The sequence below is a fragment of the Pantoea sp. SGAir0184 genome (assembly GCF_043544755.1).
In genome coordinates this window covers 3221652-3245714 of the sequence record NZ_CP028050.1, presented here as the reverse complement: position 1 = coordinate 3245714, position 24063 = coordinate 3221652, and the positions used below count along the sequence as shown (strand labels likewise).

Below are 24063 nucleotides of genomic sequence, written 5' to 3'. Positions count from 1 at the left end.
TTACCGTGGGTGCGATCGGGCGCACAAGTCTAAAACAGTCAGCGCGCATGATAGCGAAACATCGGAGTGGTTTCATTGCCTTTCCCGATTCAGCCTTCTACTGTATCTGTCACCTGAACGAATAATGAGGAATAAATCGTGCGTATCGGTATTGATTTAGGCGGCACCAAAATAGAAGTGATTGCGCTGTCTGACCAGGGCGAGGAGCTGTTTCGCCACCGCGTGAATACCCCGCGTGACGACTACGCCGCCACGGTGCAGGCGATTGTCGATTTAGTCCTGCTGGCGGAAGCGCAGACCGGGCAGCAGGGAACGGTCGGCATCGGCATTCCCGGCACGATTTCTCCTTATACCCAGCGGGTAAAAAATGCTAACTCGACGTGGCTCAACGGCCAGCCGCTGGACAAAGATTTGGCGCGTGCGCTGAATCGTGACGTGCGCATCGCCAACGACGCGAATTGCCTGGCGGTTTCCGAAGCGGTCGATGGCGCAGGCGCAGGCCAGCCGCTGGTGTTTGCGGTGATCATTGGCACCGGTTCCGGCGCAGGCGTGGCCATCAACGGAGAATCACGCATTGGCGGTAACGGTAACGCAGGCGAGTGGGGGCATAATCCGCTGCCGTGGATGGATGAAGACGAACTGCGCTATCGCGCGGAAGTGCCGTGCTACTGCGGGCTGCAGGGCTGTATTGAGACGTTTGTCTCCGGCACCGGCTTCGCCATTGATTATCAGCGTCTCAGCGGACAGGCGCTGAAGGGCGCGGAGATCATCCGGCTGATCGAGCAGCAGGATCCGGTAGCCGAGCTGGCGATGAGCCGTTATGAAACGCGGCTGGCCAAATCGCTGGCGCAGGTGGTTAACCTGCTCGATCCGGATGTGATTGTGCTCGGCGGCGGCATGAGCAACAACGATCGGCTGTACCAGACGGTGCCGACGCTGATGAAGCAGTGGGTGTTTGGCCGCGAGTGCGAAACGCCGGTGCTGAAAGCGGTGCACGGTGACTCCAGCGGCGTGCGCGGTGCCGCCTGGCTGTGGCCGGTGAAAGGGTAGCGTAACGACGCTTTATGCGTGCTTAACCCCTCTTCCAGCGGAAGAGGGGGCCGAAGCGGGTCAGTGTTGGCTTAACTGACCGGCGTGACACACGATATCGTGCGCATGCAGCACGGCTGGCCGGTTTTCATTCAGTCGGATGGCGGCATAAATATCGATATGCAGATTTTGCGCTTCATCGTCAGCCAGTGCGCGATAACACAACCCTTCCTGATGAAAGGTACATTTTGACTGCGGCATCAGGGCAAAGCCTTTTCCTCTTGCAATGTGTGTCAGCATAACCAGTGAATCATCCGGCTCTTTAACTCTTTTAAGCGGGGTGTGGAGCTGTGAAAACAAGCGTTCACATTTATCGTAGAACGACGGATTGGCGCTTCTGGCAAACCAGAACAGCGGTAAATCACCGATCGCTTCCAGCGAGACTTTTTCTTTCAGGCTGGCCGGATGTCTGGCCGGCATTGCTACCAGCAAAGGCTCACGACCGATCCACTGGTACTGCACGGTATCTTCGTGGCCGGTTGCCCTTTCGCCCGTCAGTACCAGGTCCAGGCGGTTTTTTGCCAGACACTGCAGCAACTGCGCAGACGTCAGATCGGGCGTTTCCACATCGTCGGCGGCGTCCAGTTTCAGCAGTTGCTGGTGAATGGGCGCAATCAGTGCAAAATTCAGCGTGCGGGTGAGGCCGATACGCAGGCGCTTTTCTGAAGAAAGCGAGCCTGGCTTGAGTTCATTCAGCGCCTGAAGGATCTTCTCCGCTTTGATTACCAGCGCCCGGCCAGCGTCCGTCAGACTGACGTCATGGGTGCTGCGGCTAAACAACGGCTGCTCCAGCACGGCTTCAAGGCGCTTAATCTGTCGGGTTAGCGGAGGCTGAGTCATTCTGAGCCGTTCGGCGGCCCGGCGAAAGTTCAGCTCGTGCGCAACCGCAAGAAAGCATTGAAGCTGTTTCACGCTGGGGAGATGGTTGCTGATAAGGTGCTCTGCCGTCGCCATAGAGTCCATCCGGGTAATCAAAGACGTTATTCTACGCAGCAAAATGTCAGCAGGACAGGAGGTTAATCGGTCTGGCCGGCACTACGTCAGACATCCTGACCGGGCGTTACCCGGCCAGGGCTTCAGGCATTAATGCTTTTCATCCCTTCTTCAGAATAGCGCTCGCCCCTGATCTCAATATGCTGGTGGATAGCGTTCAGTAAGGCGATATCTGCCTGTTCCAGCAAGATATCGGCGGCCTGCGCATTTTCCGCCAGATAGCGGGTCTGTTTCGTTCCCGGAATGGGGATCAGCTTGTCGTACTGCGCCAGCAGCCAGGCCAGCGCAATCTGCCCTGGCGTGCAGCTGTACTTTTCAGCAAGCGGGTGCACCGCGTCAAGAAGCTGGGCGTTATGGTCGAGGCTGGATTGACTAAAGCGCGCATTATTTTTACGGAAATCACCCTCCGCAAAATCGCTGTTATGACGATACTTTCCGGTCAGAAACCCTCTGCCCAGCGGAGAGTAGGGAACTAAACCTATACCCAGCTCTTTCACCACCGGCAGAATCTCAGCTTCGATATCGCGCGTCCACAGTGAATATTCGGTTTGCAGGGCAGTGAGCGGGTGAATGGCATGGGCCCGGCGCAGGGTTGAAGCAGAAACTTCACACAGGCCAATGTGGTTGATCTTACCCGCTTTAACGAGGCGGCTCAGGCATTCCATGCTTTCTTCAATCGGCGTAACCTGGCTCACGCGGTGAAGATAGAACAGATCGATGCGCTCAACGCCAAGCCTTTTAAGCGATTCATTACAGCAGCGGGTGATGTAGTCAGGTTGGTTGTTAATCGTCCGGGCATAAGCCTGGTCCGCAGGGCGATCGATACCGCACTTGGTAGCAATGTTAAACTGCTCACGCGTGGTGTTATCCAGACCGGCAAGAAAGTGGCCAATCAGCCGCTCATTATGGCCCCGCCCGTACATATCCGCGGTGTCGATAAACGTGATATTCAGGTCGATAAGCGTGTGTAACAGCTGCAGTGAAGCGTGGTCGTCTGTCTGCCCATAAAATTCGCTCAGTCCCATGGCACCATAGCCGATCGAACTGACAGTCAGGGTTTGCGATAAATGTCGGGTGTGCATAGTGGCTCCTTGTTGTGGTTTTTTTGATTGTTGCACCCCGATTACGCGTAATGAATTGTCATTTTCGTCATGCAAAAAAGGTATCACAGCAGCCAGACCGGAGCGGTGCTGTGGTGGGATGGATTTATCGCGTGGGGCAGAAAGAGGCGGGTACACAAAGAGCTCTGTGTACCCGCCTCCGTTGCCTGAAGGGCAGGGGCAATGCGTTGCTTACTCGCCGAACAGCATGGAATCCTGCGGTGCGCGCTCGCGCTGGGCTTTGGTGGCGAGGAAGTAAAGGTAGCCGAGCACCATAATCGCCACAAACAATCCGCCGATTACCGGGTTGAACCACAGCATCGCCACCAGACACACCAGCGACAGCACCAGTGCGATGCCCGGTACCAGCGGATAGCCCGGCGCACGGAAGCTGCGCTCCAGATCCGGTGCGCTGCGGCGCAGCTTAAACAGGCTCAGCATACTCATCAGGTACATCACAATCGCGCCGAACACCGCCATGGTGATCATCGCGGCCGTCAGCGTCATGCCCTGCAGATTGATCAGTCCGTCGCTGTAAATGGCGGCGATACCGATGACACCGCCGGCGATGATGGCGCGGTGTGGCGTCTGGAAGCGCGACAGCTTCGCCAGGCTGGGCGGCAGATAGCCCGCGCGCGCCAGAGCAAAGAACTGACGCGAGTAGCCAAGGATGATGCCGTGGAAACTGGCGACCAGGCCAAACAGGCCGATCCACACCAGCATATGCATCCAGTTAGAGTGCTCCCCAACGATCATCTTCATCGCCTGCGGCAGCGGATCGTTAATGTCCGATAGCTTGCGCCAGTCGCCCGCGCCGCCGGCCAGCAGCATCACGCCAATCGCCAGCACCACCAGGGTAAGAATGCCGCTGATATAGGCTTTCGGGATGGTGCGCTTCGGATCTTTGGCTTCTTCGGCCGCCATGGCCGCGCCTTCAATGGCGAGGAAAAACCAGATAGCGAACGGGATGGCGGCAAAGATGCCGGACAGCGCTGGCATGCCAAAATGATCGCTGCCAGCCCAGCCGTTGGCGGCGAAGTTAGCGACGCTGAAACCCGGCGATACCACGCCCATGAACACCAGCAGCTCCAGCACTGCCAGCACCGTCACCACCAGTTCGAACATCGCGGCCAGCTTCACGCCGAGAATATTCAGTGCCATAAACAATAAATAAGCCCCGACTGCCGCCGTTTTGGGGTTGAGATCGGGATACTGCACGTTGAGGTAGGCGCCAATCGCCATGGCGATGGCCGGCGGGGCGAACACAAACTCAATCAGCGTCGCCAGACCGGCAATCAGACCACCGGTTTCGCCAAATGCCCGACGGCTGTAAGCGAACGGCCCGCCAGCGTGCGGAATCGCCGTGGTCAGTTCGGTAAAGCTAAAAATAAAGCAGGTATAAAGCGTGGCGATCAGCGCGGTGGTGATCAGGAATCCCAGCGTCCCGGCCACGCCCCAGCCATAGCTCCAGCCGAAATACTCACCGGAAATCACCAGTCCAACCGCAATACCCCATAAATGCAGGGTGCCCAGCGTGGGTTTTAGTTTGCCTGTCATCTTCATCTCCCCGTCATGCTTGTTGTGCGGCGTTGGCACCGCGCTATTGTGGGTTTGCGCTACAGTGAAGGGATAATGCCGCTGCCCGGGACGGGAAAACTTGACGCCGGCGCAGTGAGTTTTGTCCTCTGCGGTCAACTCGCTGCCAGAAAAAGCGCTGGCTGTACGCTGCGGTCAACTTTTGCTGTTCTGCGGTCAGGCAGTCAGGACGACCTCATCCCATGCTGATAACACTGGTTTAAAGAGACTGATGCTGGAGAGTGATGAATGAGCGCCAAACAAGCCGAATCCCTGACCGATGCCGAGATCACCCTGCTGGCGCAACATGCGCTGGCCTGCTATCCCGCCGCGCTGCACGGTGAGCTGCAATTGCTGTGCCGTTCGGAGAACGCCACCTTTTTGTTGCGTGCCGGCGGCAAACGCTACGCGCTGCGCCTGCACCGGCCGGATTACCACAGCAAAGCGGATATTCTCAGTGAACTGATGTGGCTCGATGCGCTGCGCGAGACCGGCATCATGGTGCCGCAGGCCATCCCGGCGCGCGACGGTGAAAGCGTGCTGACGCTGACGCTGGCGGACGGCAGCACGCGTCATGCGGTGCTGTTCCACTGGATTGACGGCGAGATGCCGACCACCGACGTCGATCCCAAAGCCTTTCAGCAGCTCGGTACCATCACCGCGCGCCTGCATCAGCACAGCCGCAGCTGGCAGAAACCCGAAGGTTTTCAGCGCATTATCTGGGATCATCACACCATGGTCAGCGAGCACAGCCACTGGGGGCGCTGGCAGGATGCGCCGCATCTCGATCCGGCCGATCACGGCATTATCGCAGCGGCGGTGGAGCGCGCCGGGCAGGCGCTGGCGGAATTTGGTAAAGAGCGCGATCGCTACGGCCTGATCCACGCCGATCTGCGTCTGACCAATCTGCTGCTGCACAAAGGCGAAACCCGCGTGATCGACTTCGACGACTGCGGCATGGGCTGGTATCTGCACGATCTGGCGGCCGCGATCAGCTTCGTCGAGCACCATCCGCGTGCGGCGGAGTGGGTGGATAACTGGATCCTTGGCTATGAACGCGTGGCGCACATCAGCGATGCTGAGATGGCGCTGGTGCCGACGCTACTGATCCAGCGTCGTATCCAGATGACGGCGTGGATGGGCACGCACGCCGATACCGAGATGGCGCTCAGCCTCGGGCCGCACTGGGCCAGCCATTCGGTGCGGCTGTGCCGTCGCTATCTTGAGAGCAGCCAGCTGCCGGTAGGCGCGTGACCTGCACCAGCAGAGGGCAGCGGCGCGCGCTGATGGCGTAATCTGGTGCCTGCGCATCAAGCGCGCCGGCCGTCACAGGCGCGCTGACAGGCACGCAGATCTTCGCCGGGAGCGCGCCAGCGGCGGCCAGGCGGTGCATTGCCTTGCACCGCGCGCCGCCGGGTGACGCTGGTATGAAAATTGCTGGATCCCTTCATTCTGTTATCCGCGCGATCCCTGAGAGGTTCCCATGCAATCACTCATCTCTGCTGCTGATGCCTTCAGCGCGTTTGCCACACCCGCCAGCAACCGTGGCGTTCTGGCGGCGGCGGCGACCGGTCTGAGCGCCTTTATTACGGATAAAGGCGGCGATGTCGATCGCATCTTTGGCATCAGCGGTATCGATTCCGAACTGCTGGCCAGCCCGACACTGAGTCTGGGGCTGGTGAACTATTGCCGCGTGATGGAAGAAGCGGCGCGCCACTCCGGCTTTGATAACTTCGGTTTGCATTACGGCAGGCAGTTCAAACCGCAGTCATTAGGGTTAATTGGCTACATCGGACTGTGCTCGCCGACGTTGGAGCAGGCGCTGCACAATGTGGTGAACGCGTTTCCCTGGCACCAGCACGATACGCTGACGCGGCTGGTGGACAAGGGCGACTGCTGGCGGCTCGATTATCAGGTGCGCCACGGGGCGATCCTGGCGCGCCGTCAGGATGCGGAGCTGACGCTCGGCATGTTCCTCAACCTGATTCGCCACGTAGCGGGCAAAAACTGGGCACCGCGCGAGGTGCACTTTGAACATCCGCGTCCGGAGCAGTGGCACGAGCACTGCAAAGTGTTTGATGCGCCGGTCTGGTTCGATCAGCCGTTTAACTCACTGCTGATCGCGAAACGCGACCTGCAGCGCGCCATGCCGGAGCAGGATGCGATGCTGCTGATGGTGATGCAGGATGCCATTCGCCGCCTCAACAGCAGCGCCAGCGTGCAGAGCGTGGTCGAACAGGCGCGTTCGCAGGTCAGCCTGACGCTCATTCAGGGCGAACCGGCACTGGAGGAGATCGCCGGCAAAATGGGGTTGTCGAGCTGGTCGCTACAGCGACGCCTGCGCGAAGAGGGCATCAGCTTTAGCGCGCTGGTGGATAAGGTGCGCTGCGAAATGGCCACGCACTATCTGCAGCAAAGACAGCTGCCCATCTCGGAGATGGCGCTGCTGCTCGGCTATTCCGAGGTCAGCGCGTTTTCCCGCGCCTTCCGCCGCTGGTTCGGCATCAGCCCGCGCCAGTGGCGCCAGGATGGGCTGGTAAGTCAGGCCGGTGTGGCGCAAAGCCAAACCACGCTGGCTGGTCGCGCTGCGGCGGAGGCGGTAAGCCGCGCGACTGACCAATAAGCTGCCACGCGCGCAAACACAGCGCTTCGTCGCCCTGGGTTTGCGTCACCGCGTAGCGCCCACTGTTCTGCCACTCCAGGCGCACCCAGCACTGCTGTCCGGCATAGCGCGCCGCATCGTGAAACTGCTTATTGAGCTGCTGCTGCAGTGCTTCACTCCAGTGGCAGGCGGCGCTGTCAGCATCGCCCTGCGGCTGGCACTGATTGGCCAGGCTGGGGGCTGGCGCGGACACCTGCTGGCAGGCGCTGAGCCCCACCATCATTACTAACCCACCTGATAGTCTCGCTAATCGATTAATTAAATTCATTAATAAGCCTGCATTTTCGCTAAAGATTCCTGGCGCTGCTGCCGACAGTCTACAGACCGCAGCAGGGAATGCTATGGCATTACTCTGACTGTCGGCATAACCAGAATTTGCCGCCTGGTGGCGGTGTTATCCCTTCCTTTATTCATGGACCAGAAATGCAGAAGAAATATGCCTTTGCGGCACTCTCCTTGTTAAGCGCCGCGCTGCTCAGTGGCTGTGCCACCGAGTCGTCGCGCGCCATCGACGCGCCTCAGGTTCGCGCCGCAAGCCAGCCGGCTTATCAGGGCGTGCGCAGCCCAATCGCGGTGGGACAGTTTGATAACCGTTCGTCATACATGAATGGGATTTTCTCCGACGGCGTTGATCGTCTGGGCAACCAATCCAAAACCATTCTGATTACGCATCTGCAGCAGACCAATCGCTTCAACGTGCTGGATCGCAGCAACCTGAAAGAGTTGCAGCAGGAAGCCGACTTCAAACACAGCCAGCAGAATATCAAGGGCGCTAACTACATCATCACCGGTGACATCACCGAGTTCGGGCGCAAAGAAGTGGGCGACCAGCAGCTGTGGGGCATCCTCGGGCGCGGTAAAAGCCAGATCGCTTACGCCAAAGTGAACCTGAATGTGGTGGATGTGACCACTTCAGAAGTGGTGTACAGCGTGCAGGGCGCGGGTGAATACCAGCTGTCAGCGCGTGAGGTGATCGGCTTTGGCGGTACCGCCAGCTATGACTCTACCCTGAACGGCAAAGTGATGGATCTGGCGATCCGTGAAGCGGTCGACCACCTGGTGGATGGCATCAATAACGGCGCATGGCGCCCGGTGAAATAAGGATATTGACGATGAAATTACTGCAACTGAGCGCCGCGCTGATCGCGGCAGGCGTGCTGGCCGGCTGTGCGCCAAAAGGACCGGAGCCGATCTACTACTGGGGTGATTACCAGCAGCAGGTGTACAGCTATTACCAGAAAGACAGCGATCCGCAGAAGCAGATTGATGCGCTGAATCTGGATATCGAAAAGGCCAAAGCGGTGAACAAGCCGGTGGCACCCGGTCTGCACGCCCAGCTGGGCCTGCTGTACGCCAAAAACGGCAACACGGATAAAGCTTTCAGCCAGTTCGCCCTCGAGAAGCAGCTGTTTCCGGAATCGGCGCCGTACATGGACTTTCTGATGAAGAAAAAAGGAGTGAACCAATGAAAAAACTGATTGCCGTGTGCGGCGTATTCGCGGCGCTGCTGCTGACCGGCTGTGCCCAGAATAAGAAACCGTATGACTACAGCGCCTTCCGTGCCAGTAAGCCGGCGTCAATTCTGGTGCTGCCTGCCGATAACCGTGCGCCGGATATCAACGCGTCGCACAGCTTCACCTCGCTGGTGACCCAGCCGCTGGCGGAAGCGGGTTACTACGTGTTCCCGGTGGCGGTGGTGGAAGAGACCTTCCAGCAAAACGGCCTGAGCAACGGGCATGAAATTCAGGCGGTGAGCACGAAGCGCTTGCATGACATCTTCAACGCAGACAGCGCACTGTACATTTCGATTACCGATTATGGCAGCAGCTATCTGGTGGTTGATTCGGTGACCACGGTCTCGGCCACTGCCCGTCTGGTCGATCTGCGCAGCGGTAAAGAGCTGTGGCAGGGCATGGCCACCGCCAATGATTCTGAGAACAGCAACAACAGCAACGGCGGCATCATTGGCATGCTGGTGTCGGCGGCGATCAAACAGATCGCCAGCAACGCGGGCGACAAAGCGCACACCATTGCCGGTGTCACCAGCGCACGTCTGTTAGCGCAGAACGAGCAGGGTGGTCTGCTGGCCGGTCCGCGCTACAAAGCGCCGGTTACGCGTTAATCTACCTGGCGCGGCGATCGGCTGATCGCCGCGCCACTTCACGCATCACTCGCCCGGCAGCTCCAGTTTACTGTAGCCGAGCCCGTTCATTTTACGCACCCGGATCTGCACCGGGATGCGCTCTTTCATCGCTTCCACATGACTGATCACGCCGATGGTTTTCCCGCTGGCGTTGAGGGCATCGAGCGCATCCAGCGCGGTATCCAGCGTTTCGGCATCCAGCGTGCCGAAGCCTTCGTCGAGAAACAGCGATTCAATGCGCGTTTTGTGGCTGACCAAATCGGACAGCGCCAGCGCCAGCGCCAGGCTGACGAGGAAGCTCTCGCCGCCGGACAGCGTACGCGTGTCGCGCGTGGCATCGGCCTGCCAGGTATCGACCACTTCCAGCTCCAGCTCATCGCTGACGCGGCGCTGCAGTAAATAGCGGCCGTGCAGGCGATCGAGCTGGCGGTTTGCCAGCCACACCAGATGATCGAGGGTTAAGCCCTGAGCAAAGCGGCGGAACTTGTCGCCTTTGGCCGACCCGATCAGATCGTTGAGGCGGCTCAGCTGTGCCAGTTCCGCTTCGTCAGCGGCGATCTGCGCCAGCAGCGTTTGCTGCTGCTGACGCTGTTGGGTATCGCTGTACAGCTGCTGCTGCGCTTCGCCCTGCTGGCGTGCATTGTCACGCAGCGCCACGCGCAGCTGCTCCAGCCGGGCGGCGATGGTACCAGCATCGGCATCGCTGAGCGCGGCCGGGCGCTGCTGCTGGTGATCGCTCAGCCGCTGCGCCAGTCTGGCATGCAGCGCGGCGTGCTGCTGATGCTGCTGCTCCAGCGTTTGCAGCCGCTGGCGCAGCGTCTGCACCTCATCTTCCGCCAGCAGCGCGGCGCGCAGGGCGCTTTCGTCAGCGAAATCACTGAGCAGTAATGCCTGCCGGAAGGCGCTTTCGGCGTCCGCTGCGCGCTGCGCCAGCGTCTGCTGCTGGCTGACAATCTGTTCATACTGACCTTTCAGGCCGTGCAGCTCGCTTTGCGCCTGCTGCCAGCGCTGCAGCTGTTGCGCCAGCGCCTGGTCATGCTGTTGCAGCGTGGCGTGCTGCTGCTGACGCACGTCCGCCACGCGCCGGTCGCCAAACAGCTGCTGGCGCTGCTGCTGCTGGGCCTGCTGCTGCTGTTGCAGGTGGTTAAGGGCTTGCAGCAGGCTGGCGACCTGCTGCTGTTCACGCGCCAGCGTGTGCTGCAGGCTGCTGCCTTCCGTTTCGCTTTTCGCCAGCTGCGGCTGTAGCCCGGCAAGTAACCGCTCACTTTCCTGCCACTGCTGCCAGCGCTGCTGCAGCGTTTGCAGCCAGCCGGCGCGCTCGGGCGCTGCAGGCAAGCTAAGCTGATGGGCAGCCAGCTGCTGTTCCAGCTGCTGCAATTGCTGCTGCCATGCCTGACGTTCACCGCTGACGCGCTGATCGATCTCATCCCGCTGCTGCCGGGCGCTGGCCAGCTGCTGCTGTGCCAGCTGTTGCTGCTGCTGATGTTGCTGCCAGCGCTGCTGCTGTTGCAGATGCGCGTCTTTGGCCTGCTGCAACATGACGGCCGCCTGTTCACGCGCCTGCAACTGCTGCTGCTGGCGGGCTTCGAGCGCGTCCTGCTGCTGCTGCCAGGCGCTGAATTCTGCGTGCTGCTCAGCGCTGAAGGTAAGCGCCAGCTCACCGCACAGCGCCTGCCAGCGCTCGCGGGTGGTGGCGATCTGCTGGTCGAGATCGGCGATTTCCTGTTGCAGCGCCTGCTGTTGCTGCTGCGACAGTTTAAGCTGCTCGCCCCGCGCGGTACCGGCTTCCCTGAGCTGCATCACGCGGCTCTCCAGCGCCGCCAGGCGCTGCTGATTTTCGTCCGGCTGCAACTGCTGGTAGCGGTCGATGGCCGGATGCTGGCAGGAGCCGCACAGCGGGCAGGGCTTTTCCGGCTGCAGCTTCGCCCGCTCGTCGGCCAGCTGAATAATCGTGCGCTCCAGCTCGCACAGGCGACGCACGTCCAGCAGCGTCTGATGCTCGCGCTTGTACTCCTCGCGCAGCTGCTGCAAAGCCAGCGCTTCCTGCTCAGCATGCTGCTGTAACTGCTGCAGCTTAAGCCGGCGCTGCTGGCGCTGCGGCTGGAGCGTTTGCCACTGTGCCGCCAGCAGGCTGAGCTGCTGACGTACGCCGCGCTGCTGCTGATGCTGCGCCAGCGCCGTCCGCAACGCCGGGCTGGCGATCTCCGCTTCCAGCGAAGTAAGCACCTGCTCCGCCTGCTGGCGCTGCTGCTGTGCCGCGGCTTCTGCCTGTTGCAGCGGCTGTGCCGCCTGTTCGCGCGCCTGCAGCGCCTGCTGCTGCTGTTCCAGCTGGCTTTGCAGTTGTTGCTGCTGCGCGCTGAGCTGCGTCAACGTTTGCTCACGCTCTTCGAGCCGGGCGAGTTCGGCCTGCCAGCGCGCCAGTTCGCCGCCCCAGCGGGCGACAGCGGCTTCACTCAGGCGAAACGCCTGCTGCTGCGCCAGCTGCTGTTGTAAGCGTTCACTTGCCTGCTGATGCTGATCCAGCGCCTGCTGGCTGAGTAACAGCGTTTTTTGCTGTTCGCTCAGCAACGCCTGCTGCTGCTCAAGCTGCTGTGCACGGCTGGCGATCTGCTGATCGAGCGGGATCACCTGTTCGCTCAGCAACGTCTCCAGCTGTTGCTGTTCGGCCAGCGCGCGTTCACGTGCCTGCTGTGCGGCCTGATAGTGGCTTTCACCCTGCTGCAGCGCCGCTTGCGCCTGTTGCTGTTGCTGCTGTAACTGCTGCGCCTGCTGGTTCAGTGTCTGCTGGTCACGCTGCAGCTGTTCGCGCTGCTGCAGTTTGTCGCGCAGCTTCTCCGCCGGTTCAGCACGCGCCAGCCGCTGGCGATCGCTTTCCGCCTGCTGCCAGGCCGTGGCGGCAGCCTGCAACGCCTGCTGCGCCTGCTGTTGCTCCGCGTTGAGCTGCTGCTGCTGCGTCAGCCACTGCTGCTGCTGCTGGGCCTGCGCCAGCTGCTCGCTCAGATCCTGTTCGCTGCGGGTCAGCTGCTCCAGCTGCTGCGCCAGTTCGGCGCGGCGGGCGTCGTCGAGCAACTGCACCGCACCGGCGCGGGCGCGCAGCGTGTCGAGTGACGCGCGCGCCGTGCGCCAGCGCTCGTAGATCTGCATCGAGATGTGGCCGTAGATTTCGGTGCCGGTCAGCTCCTCCAGCAGCTCGGCGCGCTCGCCGGGTTTGGCATTGAGGAAGGCGGCAAACTGCCCCTGCGACAGCATCATAGAACGGGTGAAGCGGGCAAAATCGAGACCGGACAAGGTTTCGATGGCTTTGAGCTTGTCACCGACTTTATCGGCGACGATCTGGTTGTCCGCCACGCGCGCCAGTTCGACGCGCGGCGCCTGCAGTTTACCTTCCGCCAGGCCGCGCGCGCGGTTCTGGCTCCAGAAGGCGCGCCAGGCTTCACCTTTGATCTCAAACTCCACTTCGGCGAGGCACTCAGCGGTGTCACGCGTCATCAGCTGATTTTCGCTCTGCGACAGGCCTCCAAGGCGCGGCGTCTGGTGATAGAGCGCCAGACAGATGGCATCCAGCAGCGTGGTTTTACCCGCGCCGGTGGCGCCGGTGATGGCGAACAGCCCGTTGCTGGCAAACGGCTCGCGGCGGAAATCGATAAACCACTCGCCGCGCAGCGCGTTGAGATTTTTAAAACGCAGCGTCAGAATTTTCATGCGCCCGGATCCTCCAGCGTCGCCAGCGTGCTGCGAAACAGCTGCGTTAACTGCGCGCGCTGTTCATCCTCCAGCTGATCCTCCAGCGCCAGCCGGCGGGCAAATACCTCTTCAACTTTCAGTTCGCTCAGGGTTTCGTTCTCCAGCCGTGCCAGACTGCGCTGACGCTGATCGCGGCTGCGGCGCACCAGCAGCACCTCAACCGGCAGCGACTCGGTAAGCTGTTCGATGCGGCGCTGCAGGTCGCTCAGGTACTCCTGAGTAGTGATTTCGATATCCAGCCACACCGGCAGATCGCCTTCATAGGTGTGAAACGCGGTCAGTTGCTGTTCGATCTCCGCCATGGCGCCTTTTAACATCTGCATCGGCTGGAATGACGGAATAACCAGCGGTGTGACGGACTCCAGCCGGGTGCTAAATTCCAGCAGGAATACGCTTTTCTCGCGGCCCAGCTCATCAAAACTGAGCGCAATCGGCGAACCGCTGTAGCGGATGTGATCGCTGTCGGCGATGCGCTGCGCGCGATGGATATGGCCCAGCGCAATGTAGTCGGCTGGCGGGAAGGCCTGCGCCGGAAAGGCGTCCAGCGTGCCGATGTAGATATCACGCACCGATTCGCTCTTGCTGACGCCCACGGTAGTGAGATGCCCGGTGGCGATGATCGGCAGCGTACTGCCCATGGCTTCGCGCTGCGCCACGGCGGCGGCATAACAGTGCTGATAGTGCTGCTCAATCGCCTGCAGCAGCGACAGCTGCTTATCGCGACCGGACTGACCCGCCTGGCTGCGCAGGATGTCGCGCGGACGCAGATAGGGAATGGCGCACAGCAGCGCGCCCGGCGTGCCGTCGCGCTGTTGCAGCGTCAGCACCTGCTGCTCGCCGCCGGGCGCGGCGCTGGTAATGACGCGGGTATTGAGGCAGGCCAGCAGCTCGCGCGATTCATTCAGCGTGGCGACCGAATCATGGTTGCCGGCCAGCACAATCAGCTGGCAGCCGCTGGGCTGCAGCGCCACCACGAAACGGTTAAACAGTTCGCGTGCGTAGCTGGGCGGCGAACCGGTATCAAAGAGGTCGCCAGCGACGATCAGCGCATCCACCTGATGCTGCACAATCGCGGCCAGCAGCCAGTCGAGGAATTGCTGGTGCTCGGCGGCGCGGCTCTTGCTGTAAAAGAACTGACCGAGATGCCAGTCAGCGGTGTGAATAATGCGCATGAATGCTCCGTGCCTGCTATCGCAAAGCGGCAGTATAACCGCTTAACAACGCAATGAAAAAAAAGCGAAACCGGTTGTCACAATTGCGCTTTTTATCTGATTATCATGAGGTGGGTTTTTCATAAAAGTGTCACAAAACTGACGCATAATGGCGCCGCAAACCCCCGTGACATGCTGTCACAATCGCAGGAGTAATAATGGCTAAGCGCATTTTGGTTGTGGAAGACGAAGCTCCCATCCGTGAAATGTTATGTTTCGTGCTGGAACAAAACGATTACCAGCCGATTGAGGCTGAGGACTATGACAGCGCGATTGGCAAGCTGATCGAACCCTGGCCCGATCTGATTCTGCTGGACTGGATGTTACCCGGCGGCAGCGGCATTCAGTTCATCAAACATTTAAAGCGTGAAGCCATGACGCGTGATATTCCGGTGATGATGCTGACGGCGCGCGGCGAAGAGGAAGATCGCGTGCGCGGGCTGGAAGTGGGCGCCGATGATTACATCACCAAGCCGTTCTCGCCCAAAGAGCTGATGGCGCGCATTAAAGCCGTGATGCGCCGCATCTCACCGATGGCGGTGGAAGAGGTGATTGAGATGCAGGGGCTGAGCCTCGATCCCTCCTCGCATCGCGTGATGTCCGAAACCACGCCGCTGGAAATGGGACCGACCGAATACAAACTGCTGCACTTCTTTATGACGCATCCGGAGCGCGTATACAGCCGCGAACAGCTGCTGAATCACGTGTGGGGCACTAACGTGTATGTGGAAGACCGCACCGTGGATGTGCATATCCGTCGTTTACGTAAAGCACTGGAAGTTTCCGGCCACGATCGCATGGTACAAACCGTTCGCGGAACAGGGTATCGTTTCTCTGCCCGCTACTAAACGGAGTCTTTTACCGTGCTGGAACGACTCTCCTGGAAGAGATTACTGACCGAGCTGGCGCTGGTGTGTCTGCCTGCGCTGGTGCTGGGTCTGCTGGTTGGCTATCTGCCATGGTGGCTGTTACTGGCCGTGTGCGGCGTGCTGTTCTGGCACTTCAAAAATCTGATGCGGCTGTCGCACTGGCTGTGGATTGATCGTTCAATGACGCCGCCCACCGGGCGCGGCAGCTGGGAACCGCTGTTTTACGGCCTGTATCAAATGCAGTTGCGCAATCGCCGCCGCCGGCGCGAGCTGGGCAATCTGATCAAACGCTTTCGCAGCGGGGCCGAGTCGCTGCCGGACGCAGTGGTGCTCACCACCGAAGAGGGCACCATTTTCTGGTGTAACGGTCTGGCCCAGCAGCATCTCGGGCTGCGCTGGCCGGAAGATAACGGCCAGAATATCCTCAACCTGCTGCGCTACCCTGAATTCTCCCGCTATATCCGCCAGCGCGACTTCAACAAGCCGCTGACGCTGGTGCTGAATAATCAGCATCATATGGAATTCCGCGTCATGCCTTACAGCGAAGGTCAGTGGCTGATGGTGGCGCGTGACGTCACCCAGATGCACCAGCTGGAAGGAGCGCGGCGTAACTTCTTCGCCAACGTCAGCCATGAACTGCGTACCCCGCTGACGGTGCTGCAGGGCTATCTGGAGATGATGGACGATGCCGGGATGAACGAGCGCACCCGCAGCAAGGCGCTCAGTACCATGCAGGAGCAAACGCGACGCATGGACAGCCTGGTGAAGCAGTTGCTGACGCTGTCACGCATCGAAGCGGCTCCCGCCATTGACCTGAAAGAGACGGTGGATGTGCCGACCATGCTGCTGCTGTTGCAACGCGAGGCAGAAACCCTCAGCCAGGGCCGGCACAGCATCCATTTCCACACTGATCCGCACCTGAAGGTGTTCGGCAATGATGAACAGCTGCGCAGTGCGATTTCCAATCTGGTGTATAACGCGGTGAACCACACGCCGGATGGCACGCGCATCGACATCAGCTGGCTGCGCACCAAACAGGGCGCCGAATTTAAAGTGTGCGACAACGGGCCCGGCATCAGCGAGGAGCATCTGCCGCGCCTGACCGAACGCTTCTACCGCGTGGATAAAGCGCGCTCGCGCGCCACCGGCGGCAGCGGGCTGGGGCTGGCCATTGTTAAGCACGCGCTCGGCCACCACACCACGCGGCTGGAGATCAGCAGCGTGCCGCATCAGGAAACCTGCTTCCGCTTCGTGCTGCCACCGCGCTTGATTGTGGCGAACGGAATCCGCGAGAATGTGGCGCAGTAAACGCCACCGGACTCTGTGATGAAATCACTGCTGCTCTCTCTTTTATTACTGTGCCCGCTGCTGGCGACGGCTCAGCAAAGCATGCTGACCGGCAACCTGAGCAGCGTGGGCTCGGACACGCTGGGCTATCTGATGACGCTGTGGGGCGAAGATTTCAGCCGTCAGTCGCCGGGCGTTAATGTGCAGGTGCAGGCGGCGGGATCGTCGACGGCGCCGACCGCGCTGGCCGCCGGGGCCGCTCAGCTTGGCGCCATGAGCCGTCCGATGCAGGTGGATGAGCGTCAGCTGTTTATCGCGCGCTATGGCTATGCGCCGCTGGCGGTGCCGGTGGCGATGGATGCGCTGGTGGTGGTGGTTAATCAGGACAATCCGCTGCCGTCCATCAGTCAGCCGCAGCTGGATGCGCTGTTCTCCGTTACCCGGCTATGCGGCGCACAGCAGGTGCCACAGCGCTGGGGCGATGTTGGCCTGCATACGGCGAACTGGGCAACGCGCAGTATTCAGCGCTTTGGCCGTAACTCCGCTTCCGGCACCTGGGGCTTTTTCAAGCAGCAGGCGCTGTGTCGCGGCGATTTCCGCGCTGACGTCGCGGAGTTTCCCGGCTCGGCGGCGGTGGTGCAGGCGGTCGCCAGCACGCCGAACAGCATCGGCTACGCCAGCTTTGGCTTTCACCTGAGCGGCGTGAAAACCCTGCCAATCGTCACCGCCAGCGGCGACAGCGTTATGCCAGATGCCGAATCGATCCGCAGCGGCCGTTATCCGTGGTCGCGCCCGCTGTATATTTACGCTAACAAGGCGCCCGGCAAACCGCTGCCGCCGCTGGTCGCCGCCTTTCTGCAGCAGGTGCTCTCTGCGCAGGGCCAGCGCCGCGTAACGGAGGCCGGCTACCTGCCGCTGTCCGACAGCCAGATCGCGCAGGCGCGCGCGGCGATTGCGCAAAACTAATTCACGCTGACCGATCATGAATTTTTTTCACGTCCCCTGAATTTTCTTCTATTGCCGCCGGCAGGGCGGCATGTCACTCTTATGGACATATAGCCATCCAGATGGCCAAAAATAACCGTACGCAATTATACCCTGACGCAATTATGCGCCAGTGCAGGAGTGAATATGCAACGCAACACCGCCCCGTTCCGCGCCGATACCGTCGGCAGTTTTCTGCGTCCCGCTGCCATTAAGCATGCACGCGAGCAGTTCGCCAGTGGCACTCTCAGCGCCGACCAGCTGCGTCAGGTAGAAGACGATGCGATTCGCCAGGTGGTGGAGCAGCAGCGCGCCAGCGGTCTGCAGGTGGTGACCGACGGTGAATTCCGCCGCGCCTGGTGGCACTTTGATTTCTTTGGCCATCTGCACGGCGTTGAGCTGTTTGAGGCCGATCAGGGCATTCAGTTCAACGGCGTGCAGACCAAAGCGCACGGCGTGAAGGTCACCGGTAAAGTCGCTTTTAACCCGCAGCATCCGATGCTGGACCATTTCCGCTTCCTGCAAAGCGTGGCCGGCGATGCGGTGGCGAAAATGACCATTCCCAGCCCGAGCGTGCTGCACTTCCGCGGCGGCCGTAAAGTGATTGATGCCACAGTGTATCCGGATCTGGAGCAGTACTTCGCCGATCTGGCACAGACTTACAAGGATGCGATCAAGGCATTTTACGACGCTGGCTGCCGCTATCTGCAGCTGGATGACACCGTGTGGGCGTACCTGTGTTCAGGCGATCAGCAGCAGCAAATTCGCGAGCGCGGTGAAGATCCGCAACAGCTGGCGCACATTTATGCGCAGGTGCTGAATCGCGCGCTGGAAGATAAACCGGCGGATCTCACCGTCGGCCTGCACGTGTGTCGCGGTAACTTCCGCTCGACCTGGATCTCGGAAGGCGGCTACGAGCCGGTGGCGGAAATTCTGTTTGGCAGCGTGAACATCGACGCGTTTTTCCTCGAGTACGATAATGAGCGCTCCGGTGGCTTTGAGCCGCTGCGTTTCATCAAACCCGGTCATCAGCAGGTGGTATTAGGGCTGATTACCACCAAAACCGGCGAGCTGGAAGACGCTGCACAGGTGAAGGCGCGCCTGCAGGAAGCGGCGCAGTTTGTCAGCCTCGACCAGATTTGCCTCAGCCCGCAGTGTGGCTTTGCGTCAACGGAAGAGGGCAACAGCCTGACCGAAGCGCAGCAGTGGCAGAAGATTCGTCTGGTTGTCGACATCGCACAACAGGTGTGGTGATGCTGTAAAGTTGTGCAAACAGGCGCGTAAAGCGCGCCTTTTGTGCATCCCTGCGGCGGTTTCTGCAAGGAGATCGCCCGCTTTGCAGAAACTTTAAGCAAATCATCTCAGGTGTTTTCCGACTATTTCCTGCTTATCCACTACGTTCTGACGCTTTCCTGTTATATCCTTCTGGTTTTCCGATCCCGTATTGCCTTTCTTCGCTATAAACGTTTTAATTTGCGCCGTTGTCGATTCATCCCTCTGAGAACAGAAGAAAAGCAGTTTAAATCACCTGCGCTGTACCGATTCGGCCCGCATAACGCACTGGTCAAGCCAGTTAAGCCATTGTTTTCGCGCATCCAGGGGACAACACAAACCCAACTTCCACCGCAACATCAGCTACAGGCAGTACAGAAGTTTATGACACATCGTTTAACCTCCAGGGATATCCTGGCGCTGGGCTTCATGACCTTTGCCCTGTTCGTTGGCGCAGGAAACATCATTTTCCCGCCTATGGTCGGTATTCAGTCTGGTGAACATGTCTGGATTGCCGCCTTCGGCTTCCTGATCACCGCGGTTGGTTTACCGGTGATGACCGTGATCGCGCTGGCGCGCGTCGGCGGCGGTATTGATGCGCTCAGCTCACCGATTGGTAAAGCGGCCGGTCTGCTGCTCGCCACCGTGTGCTATCTCGCCGTCGGACCGCTGTTTGCCACGCCGCGCACCGCGACCGTTTCATTTGAAGTGGGGATTGCGCCGCTGACCGGCGACGGCCCGCTGCCGCTGTTTATCTATAGCCTGGTGTACTTCGCGCTGGTGATTGGCATTTCGCTCTATCCGGGCAAGCTGCTGGACACCGTCGGTCACTTCCTCGCACCGCTGAAAATTGTCGCGCTGACCATTCTGGGCGTCGCGGCGCTGCTGTGGCCGGCTGGCGGCATTTCGCCGGCCACCGCCGACTACCAGCGTGCGGCCTTCTCCAGCGGTTTCGTGAACGGCTATCTGACCATGGATACGCTCGGCGCGCTGGTGTTCGGTATCGTCATCGTTAATGCGGCGCGTTCACGTGGCGTGGAAGACAGTAAACTGCTGACGCGCTATACCATGCTGGCCGGCGTGATCGCCGGTGTCGGTCTGACGCTGGTGTACCTCAGCCTGTTCAAGCTGGGCTCCGGCAGCGGCGCGATTGTCGATCAGAACGCTAACGGCGCGGCGATTCTGCATGCTTACGTGCAGCAGACCTTCGGCGGCATGGGCAGTGTCTTCCTCGCCGCGCTGATTTTCGTCGCCTGTATGGTTACGGCGGTGGGCCTGACCTGTGCCTGCGCAGAATTCTTTGCGCAATACCTGCCGTTGTCGTATAAAGCGCTGGTGTTTATTCTCGGCCTGTTCGCCATGCTGGTGTCGAACCTCGGTCTCAGTCACCTGATTCAGATTTCAATTCCGGTGCTGACGGCTATCTATCCGCCGTGCATCGTACTGGTGGTGCTGAGCTTTACCCTGAGCTGGTGGAATCGCAGCACGCGCATCATTGCGCCAACCATGCTGATCAGCCTGCTGTTTGGCATCGTCGATGCCATCAAAACCACCAGCTTTAAAGATGCGCTGCCGCTGTTTAGCCAGCATCTGCCGCTGGCCGATCAGGGACTCTCCTGGCTGCCGCCGTCGCTGGCGATGCTGGTGATTGCAGCGGTAGTTGACCGGGTGAAAGGGCGTGAGCAGGTTGCCGTTCACCAGTAAGCGACATCGCTGTTAATTCCGACCACGGGCTTGCCCGTGGTTTTTTCATTTCCACAGGTACTGTTTGTTATGCAAGAAACCAATAAGCTCAAACGCGGACTGAGCACGCGCCACATCCGTTTTATGGCGCTGGGATCGGCGATCGGCACCGGGCTGTTTTACGGCTCGGCAGATGCCATCAAAATGGCAGGCCCCAGCGTACTGCTGGCCTACATCATCGGCGGCGCCGTGGCGTATATCATCATGCGCGCGCTGGGCGAGATGTCGGTTAACAATCCGCAGGCCAGCTCGTTTTCACGCTACGCGCAGGATTACCTCGGACCGCTGGCGGGCTATATCACCGGCTGGACGTACTGCTTTGAAATCCTGATTGTGGCGATCGCCGACGTCACGGCTTTTGGTATCTACATGGGCGTATGGTTCCCGGAGGTGCCGCACTGGATTTGGGTGCTGTCGGTGGTGCTGATCATCGGCGCCATCAACCTGATGAGCGTGAAGGTGTTTGGTGAAGTGGAGTTCTGGTTCTCCTTCTTCAAAGTCGCCACCATCATCATCATGATCGTGGCCGGTTTCGGCATGATTTTCTGGGGCATCGGCAACGGCGGTCAGCCGACCGGCATCCATAACCTGTGGACCAACGGCGGCTTCTTTGCCCATGGTATCGTCGGCATGCTGCTGTCGCTGCAGATGGTGATGTTCGCCTACGGCGGCATTGAGATCATTGGTATCACCGCCGGCGAAGCCAAAGATCCGGCGAAATCGATCCCGCGCGCCATTAACTCCGTACCGCTGCGCATTCTGGTGTTCTATGTCGGCACGCTGTTTGTGATCATGTCGATCTATCCCTGGAACCAGGTCGGTACCGCAGGCAGCCCGTTCGTGCTGACTTTCCAGCACCTCGGTATCGCCGCCGCCGCCTCCATTCTGAACTTTGTGGTGCTGACTGCCTCGCTGTCGGCGATTAACAGCGATGTGTTTGGCGTCGGCCGCATGCTGCACGGTATGGCGCAGCAGGGACATGCGCCGAAGATGTTTATGAAGGTGTCGAATCGCGGCATTCCGTGGGTCACGGTGCTGGTGATGATGCTTGCCATGCTGGTGGCGGTGTACCTCAACTATCTGATGCCGGAAAAAGTGTTCCTGGTGATTGCCTCGCTGGCGACGTTTGCCACCGTGTGGGTGTGGATTATGATTCTGCTGTCGCAGATCGCGTTCCGCCACAAAATCGGCAAAGAGCAGGCCGGTAAGCTGCAGTTTGCTCTGCCGGGCGGCAGCGCTACGGCGTGGGTGGGGGTGCTGTTCCTTGCCTTTATCATCGCGCTGATTGGCTACTTCCCGGATACGCGTATCTCGCTGTACGTCGGGTTTGCGTGGATTGTTCTGCTGCTGCTGGCGTGGCCGCTGGCGAAGAAACGTAAAGCGTAAGTAACTTTACCACGGGCGAAGCGAGACTTCGCCCGTGGTGCATTACCAGTTTTTCCCCAGCGCCATCTCTCCGCCGTACGGATTCAGGTGATTGTTGTCGTACCAGAGCGGCATGCCCTGATGAGTGACCAGACACCCCTGCGCATTACATAACGTCTCCTGTAGTGACAACACGCGTACGCCATACTGCTGATAATCCTTTAACAGATTTGCTACCGATGCGTTTGGCATCTGCATCTGCTGCGTGCGTTCCGCCGCCAGCGCCGCGCCATCCTGCGCGCTGAGCCAGCTATTGAGGCTGCGGCGCAGCGGCATATTGCGGTTATGGCTGTAGCGCAGCGGATCGAGCGTGATGGTCGGCACATCGTCTATGAGGGTGATCTTTTTCCCCGCCGCCAGCAGCTGCGCCACCACGGTATCCAGCCCGCTTTTCAGCGCCTGCAGATTGTCCTGCGCCGGATCGCGGAGACTGCGGAATCCGCTGCCCGGCTGCTCACTGAGGCCCGCCGCCCAGAACGCGCTGATCACCACTTCGTCTATTTTATCGCTCAGGATGATCGGCAAAACCCGCTGATTAAAATCGAGGCACTGCTGTGCATGCTGCGGTTTCTGCTGCATCGCGCGCGTGGCGTCAAGCAGGAAAGGGCAGGAGGCTTTGGTCAGCTGAAACAGCGGTTTCTGCTGCCGCCGGGCGTAATCGGCGACGTTGGCCGCCAGCGCGGCGGCATGGCTGTCGCCGATCAGCGCTATCGCCGGTGTGCCACTCTGCGGCTGGCACTGCGCATCGCGGGCGAGCCGCGTGGCGCCGTAATCCAGCAGGCAGGGATCGCGCTGGGCGGCGACTTTCCATTCGTCGCCAAGCATCACCGCTTCACTGACGCGCGATTTCAGGCCACCGCTCTGCCACAGCAGCACCATGGCACCGGCTGCCAGCAGCGACGAGGCGCAGTAGCCGGGGATCAGCCAGCGCGTACCGCTGCGCGTCCGGCGGAATGGCTGTTCGATGAAGCGCCAGGAGAGCCAGGCGATGACCAGCGCCACGGCACAGATGCTCAACGCCTGCCAGATGCTGAGCGGCCGATCGCTGCAGATGCGCGCCAGACTGAGCAGCGGCCAGTGCCACAGATACCACGAGTAGGAAATTTTACCGATGAAGCGCATCGGCGCGTTCTCCAGCAGCCGCTGATTGAGCGGGCTGCGTGCACCGATCATCAGACAGGCCGCCAGCACCGGCAGCAGCGCCAGCCAGCCAGGGAAGCGATCGCTATGGCTGAGTAACAGCGTGGCACCAATGATCAGCAGCCAGCCAGCAAGATGACAGAGGCTGGCCAGCCGGCCGGTGACGGGGCGGGGTTGCCACAGCGCCAGCAGCACGCCGGCACCCAGTTCCCAGGCGCGGGTTGGCAGCAGATAAAACGCCTGAGTGCTGGAGAGGGGCGTTAACCACAGGCAGCCAGCCAGCGACAGCAGGCTGAGCAGTAGCACCATGCCGGTCATTGTGCGCCGCAGTCGCGCGGCCAGCAGCAGAATAAACGGCAGCACGATATAGAACTGCTCCTCAATGCCCAGCGACCAGGTCATCAGCAGAGGATTGAGATCGGCATCCGCACTGAAATAGTCGCCACTCTTCAGTAACAGCATATTGGGCACCGAGAGAAACACCGCCATGCTGTATTTTGCCAGCTGGCTTAATTCCAGCGGTGATAACAGCAGATAACCGAGCAGCAGCAATACCATCAGCATAAAAAACAGGGCGGGCGCAATACGCCGGATGCGGCGTAAATAAAACTGATAAAACGAGAAGGTGCCGGCGGTAATTTCTTTACTGATAATACCGCCAATTAAAAAGCCGGAAATAACGAAAAAAATATCGACGCCAATAAAGCCGCCCGACACGGCGCTGACGCCGCAGTGGAACAGCACAACCAATATAATGGCGACAGCGCGCAGACCATCGATATCCGGACGATAGCGCAGCGAGGCAGGTACAGACATAACAGGATCC

At 60.1% G+C, this 24063-nt stretch carries 19 protein-coding genes; 12 read left to right on the top strand and 7 right to left on the bottom strand.

From position 1 onward, the window contains the following. Nucleotides 1–138: 138 nt before the first annotated feature. Entirely contained in the window at nucleotides 139–1050 is a 912-nt protein-coding gene (gene mak, locus C1N60_RS15465) for a fructokinase (protein ID WP_021507130.1), read from the top strand. Between the two features lie 60 nt (nucleotides 1051–1110). Here the strand turns inward: mak and C1N60_RS15460 are convergent, their stop codons facing one another. From C1N60_RS15460 to eat, 3 genes are all read right to left on the bottom strand, one after another. Further along, nucleotides 1111–2043, bottom strand: a complete 933-nt coding sequence (locus C1N60_RS15460) for a LysR family transcriptional regulator (protein ID WP_104092636.1) — start codon at nucleotides 2041–2043, stop codon at nucleotides 1111–1113. 122 nt (nucleotides 2044–2165) lie between these two features. Next, entirely contained in the window at nucleotides 2166–3164 is a 999-nt protein-coding gene (locus C1N60_RS15455) for an aldo/keto reductase (protein ID WP_394521066.1), read from the bottom strand. Between the two features lie 210 nt (nucleotides 3165–3374). Beyond that, nucleotides 3375–4739, bottom strand: coding sequence for an ethanolamine permease (gene eat / locus C1N60_RS15450; RefSeq protein ID WP_394521065.1), 1365 nt, complete (start codon nucleotides 4737–4739; stop codon nucleotides 3375–3377). A gap of 267 nt (nucleotides 4740–5006) precedes the next feature. Between eat and C1N60_RS15445 the strand changes: the two genes are divergently transcribed. Further along, nucleotides 5007–6011, top strand: coding sequence for a phosphotransferase enzyme family protein (locus C1N60_RS15445; protein WP_282954317.1), 1005 nt, complete (start codon nucleotides 5007–5009; stop codon nucleotides 6009–6011). A gap of 229 nt (nucleotides 6012–6240) precedes the next feature. Beyond that, nucleotides 6241–7380, top strand: coding sequence for an AraC-like transcriptional regulator QhpR (locus C1N60_RS15440; RefSeq protein WP_104189126.1), 1140 nt, complete (start codon nucleotides 6241–6243; stop codon nucleotides 7378–7380). Here the strand turns inward: C1N60_RS15440 and C1N60_RS15435 are convergent. Continuing rightward, entirely contained in the window at nucleotides 7262–7642 is a 381-nt protein-coding gene (locus C1N60_RS15435) for a cell envelope integrity TolA C-terminal domain-containing protein (protein ID WP_233210676.1), read from the bottom strand. The genes C1N60_RS15440 and C1N60_RS15435 overlap by 119 nt on opposite strands. A gap of 200 nt (nucleotides 7643–7842) precedes the next feature. On the opposite strand from C1N60_RS15435, the gene C1N60_RS15430 reads away from it, so the two are divergent. Genes C1N60_RS15430 through C1N60_RS15420 form a run of 3 tightly spaced genes read left to right on the top strand, consistent with a single transcriptional unit; the run spans nucleotide 7843 to nucleotide 9541 of the window. Next, complete coding sequence (locus tag C1N60_RS15430) at nucleotides 7843–8520, top strand: CsgG/HfaB family protein (RefSeq protein ID WP_021507138.1); 678 nt, start codon at nucleotides 7843–7845, stop codon at nucleotides 8518–8520. 11 nt (nucleotides 8521–8531) lie between these two features. Next, nucleotides 8532–8888, top strand: a complete 357-nt coding sequence (locus C1N60_RS15425) for a DUF4810 domain-containing protein (protein WP_021507139.1) — start codon at nucleotides 8532–8534, stop codon at nucleotides 8886–8888. After that, nucleotides 8885–9541 (top strand): DUF799 domain-containing protein, encoded by a 657-nt coding sequence (locus tag C1N60_RS15420; protein ID WP_021507140.1) that lies wholly within the window; start codon nucleotides 8885–8887, stop codon nucleotides 9539–9541. The genes C1N60_RS15425 and C1N60_RS15420 overlap by 4 nt, the downstream gene beginning before the upstream one ends. Nucleotides 9542–9586: 45 nt before the next feature. On the opposite strand, the gene C1N60_RS15415 is transcribed toward C1N60_RS15420, so the two are convergent. Beyond that, nucleotides 9587–13264, bottom strand: a complete 3678-nt coding sequence (locus tag C1N60_RS15415; RefSeq protein ID WP_394521064.1) for an AAA family ATPase — start codon at nucleotides 13262–13264, stop codon at nucleotides 9587–9589. Continuing rightward, nucleotides 13261–14478 (bottom strand): exonuclease subunit SbcD, encoded by a 1218-nt coding sequence (gene sbcD / locus C1N60_RS15410; protein ID WP_394521063.1) that lies wholly within the window; start codon nucleotides 14476–14478, stop codon nucleotides 13261–13263. Before sbcD ends, C1N60_RS15415 begins: the two co-directional genes overlap by 4 nt. Before the next feature lie 197 nt (nucleotides 14479–14675). On the opposite strand from sbcD, the gene phoB reads away from it, so the two are divergent. The 6 genes from phoB to proY all read left to right on the top strand — a co-directional run bounded on the left by phoB (nucleotide 14676) and on the right by proY (nucleotide 22058). Beyond that, on the top strand, nucleotides 14676–15365 hold the full coding sequence (gene phoB / locus C1N60_RS15405) for a phosphate response regulator transcription factor PhoB (RefSeq protein WP_021507143.1): 690 nt from the start codon (nucleotides 14676–14678) through the stop codon (nucleotides 15363–15365). A gap of 15 nt (nucleotides 15366–15380) precedes the next feature. After that, nucleotides 15381–16694 carry a phosphate regulon sensor histidine kinase PhoR gene (gene phoR, locus C1N60_RS15400; protein WP_021507144.1) on the top strand — a complete coding sequence of 438 codons (1314 nt, stop codon included), beginning with the start codon at nucleotides 15381–15383 and terminating at the stop codon, nucleotides 16692–16694. An 18-nt stretch (nucleotides 16695–16712) separates the two neighbouring features. Next, nucleotides 16713–17639: a PstS family phosphate ABC transporter substrate-binding protein gene (locus C1N60_RS15395; protein ID WP_132466411.1), complete on the top strand. Its 927-nt coding sequence runs from the start codon at nucleotides 16713–16715 to the stop codon at nucleotides 17637–17639. Nucleotides 17640–17804: 165 nt separating this feature from the next. After that, nucleotides 17805–18911, top strand: coding sequence for a cobalamin-independent methionine synthase II family protein (locus C1N60_RS15390; RefSeq protein WP_132466414.1), 1107 nt, complete (start codon nucleotides 17805–17807; stop codon nucleotides 18909–18911). A 402-nt stretch (nucleotides 18912–19313) separates the two neighbouring features. Beyond that, nucleotides 19314–20633 (top strand): branched-chain amino acid transporter carrier protein BrnQ, encoded by a 1320-nt coding sequence (brnQ, locus tag C1N60_RS15385; RefSeq protein ID WP_021507147.1) that lies wholly within the window; start codon nucleotides 19314–19316, stop codon nucleotides 20631–20633. 69 nt (nucleotides 20634–20702) lie between these two features. Beyond that, entirely contained in the window at nucleotides 20703–22058 is a 1356-nt protein-coding gene (proY, locus tag C1N60_RS15380) for a proline-specific permease ProY (protein ID WP_058775216.1), read from the top strand. Nucleotides 22059–22100: 42 nt separating this feature from the next. Here the strand turns inward: proY and C1N60_RS15375 are convergent, their stop codons facing one another. Continuing rightward, nucleotides 22101–24053, bottom strand: a complete 1953-nt coding sequence (locus C1N60_RS15375) for an acyltransferase family protein (RefSeq protein ID WP_394521062.1) — start codon at nucleotides 24051–24053, stop codon at nucleotides 22101–22103. Nucleotides 24054–24063 lie beyond the last annotated feature (10 nt).

Bases quoted from the DNA above. Each gene is read 5' to 3' on its own strand.
- C1N60_RS15460 (WP_104092636.1), bottom strand. From the start codon at position 2,043: ATGGCGACGGCAGAGCACCTTATCAGCAACCATCTCCCCAGCGTGAAA.
- C1N60_RS15455 (WP_394521066.1), bottom strand. From the start codon at position 3,164: ATGCACACCCGACATTTATCGCAAACCCTGACTGTCAGTTCGATCGGC.
- eat (WP_394521065.1), bottom strand. From the start codon at position 4,739: ATGACAGGCAAACTAAAACCCACGCTGGGCACCCTGCATTTATGGGGT.
- C1N60_RS15445 (WP_282954317.1), top strand. From the start codon at position 5,007: ATGAGCGCCAAACAAGCCGAATCCCTGACCGATGCCGAGATCACCCTG.
- C1N60_RS15440 (WP_104189126.1), top strand. From the start codon at position 6,241: ATGCAATCACTCATCTCTGCTGCTGATGCCTTCAGCGCGTTTGCCACA.
- C1N60_RS15435 (WP_233210676.1), bottom strand. From the start codon at position 7,642: ATGATGGTGGGGCTCAGCGCCTGCCAGCAGGTGTCCGCGCCAGCCCCC.
- C1N60_RS15430 (WP_021507138.1), top strand. From the start codon at position 7,843: ATGCAGAAGAAATATGCCTTTGCGGCACTCTCCTTGTTAAGCGCCGCG.
- C1N60_RS15425 (WP_021507139.1), top strand. From the start codon at position 8,532: ATGAAATTACTGCAACTGAGCGCCGCGCTGATCGCGGCAGGCGTGCTG.
- C1N60_RS15420 (WP_021507140.1), top strand. From the start codon at position 8,885: ATGAAAAAACTGATTGCCGTGTGCGGCGTATTCGCGGCGCTGCTGCTG.
- C1N60_RS15415 (WP_394521064.1), bottom strand. From the start codon at position 13,264: ATGAAAATTCTGACGCTGCGTTTTAAAAATCTCAACGCGCTGCGCGGC.
- sbcD (WP_394521063.1), bottom strand. From the start codon at position 14,478: ATGCGCATTATTCACACCGCTGACTGGCATCTCGGTCAGTTCTTTTAC.
- phoB (WP_021507143.1), top strand. From the start codon at position 14,676: ATGGCTAAGCGCATTTTGGTTGTGGAAGACGAAGCTCCCATCCGTGAA.
- C1N60_RS15395 (WP_132466411.1), top strand. From the start codon at position 16,713: ATGAAATCACTGCTGCTCTCTCTTTTATTACTGTGCCCGCTGCTGGCG.
- C1N60_RS15390 (WP_132466414.1), top strand. From the start codon at position 17,805: ATGCAACGCAACACCGCCCCGTTCCGCGCCGATACCGTCGGCAGTTTT.
- brnQ (WP_021507147.1), top strand. From the start codon at position 19,314: ATGACACATCGTTTAACCTCCAGGGATATCCTGGCGCTGGGCTTCATG.
- proY (WP_058775216.1), top strand. From the start codon at position 20,703: ATGCAAGAAACCAATAAGCTCAAACGCGGACTGAGCACGCGCCACATC.
- C1N60_RS15375 (WP_394521062.1), bottom strand. From the start codon at position 24,053: ATGTCTGTACCTGCCTCGCTGCGCTATCGTCCGGATATCGATGGTCTG.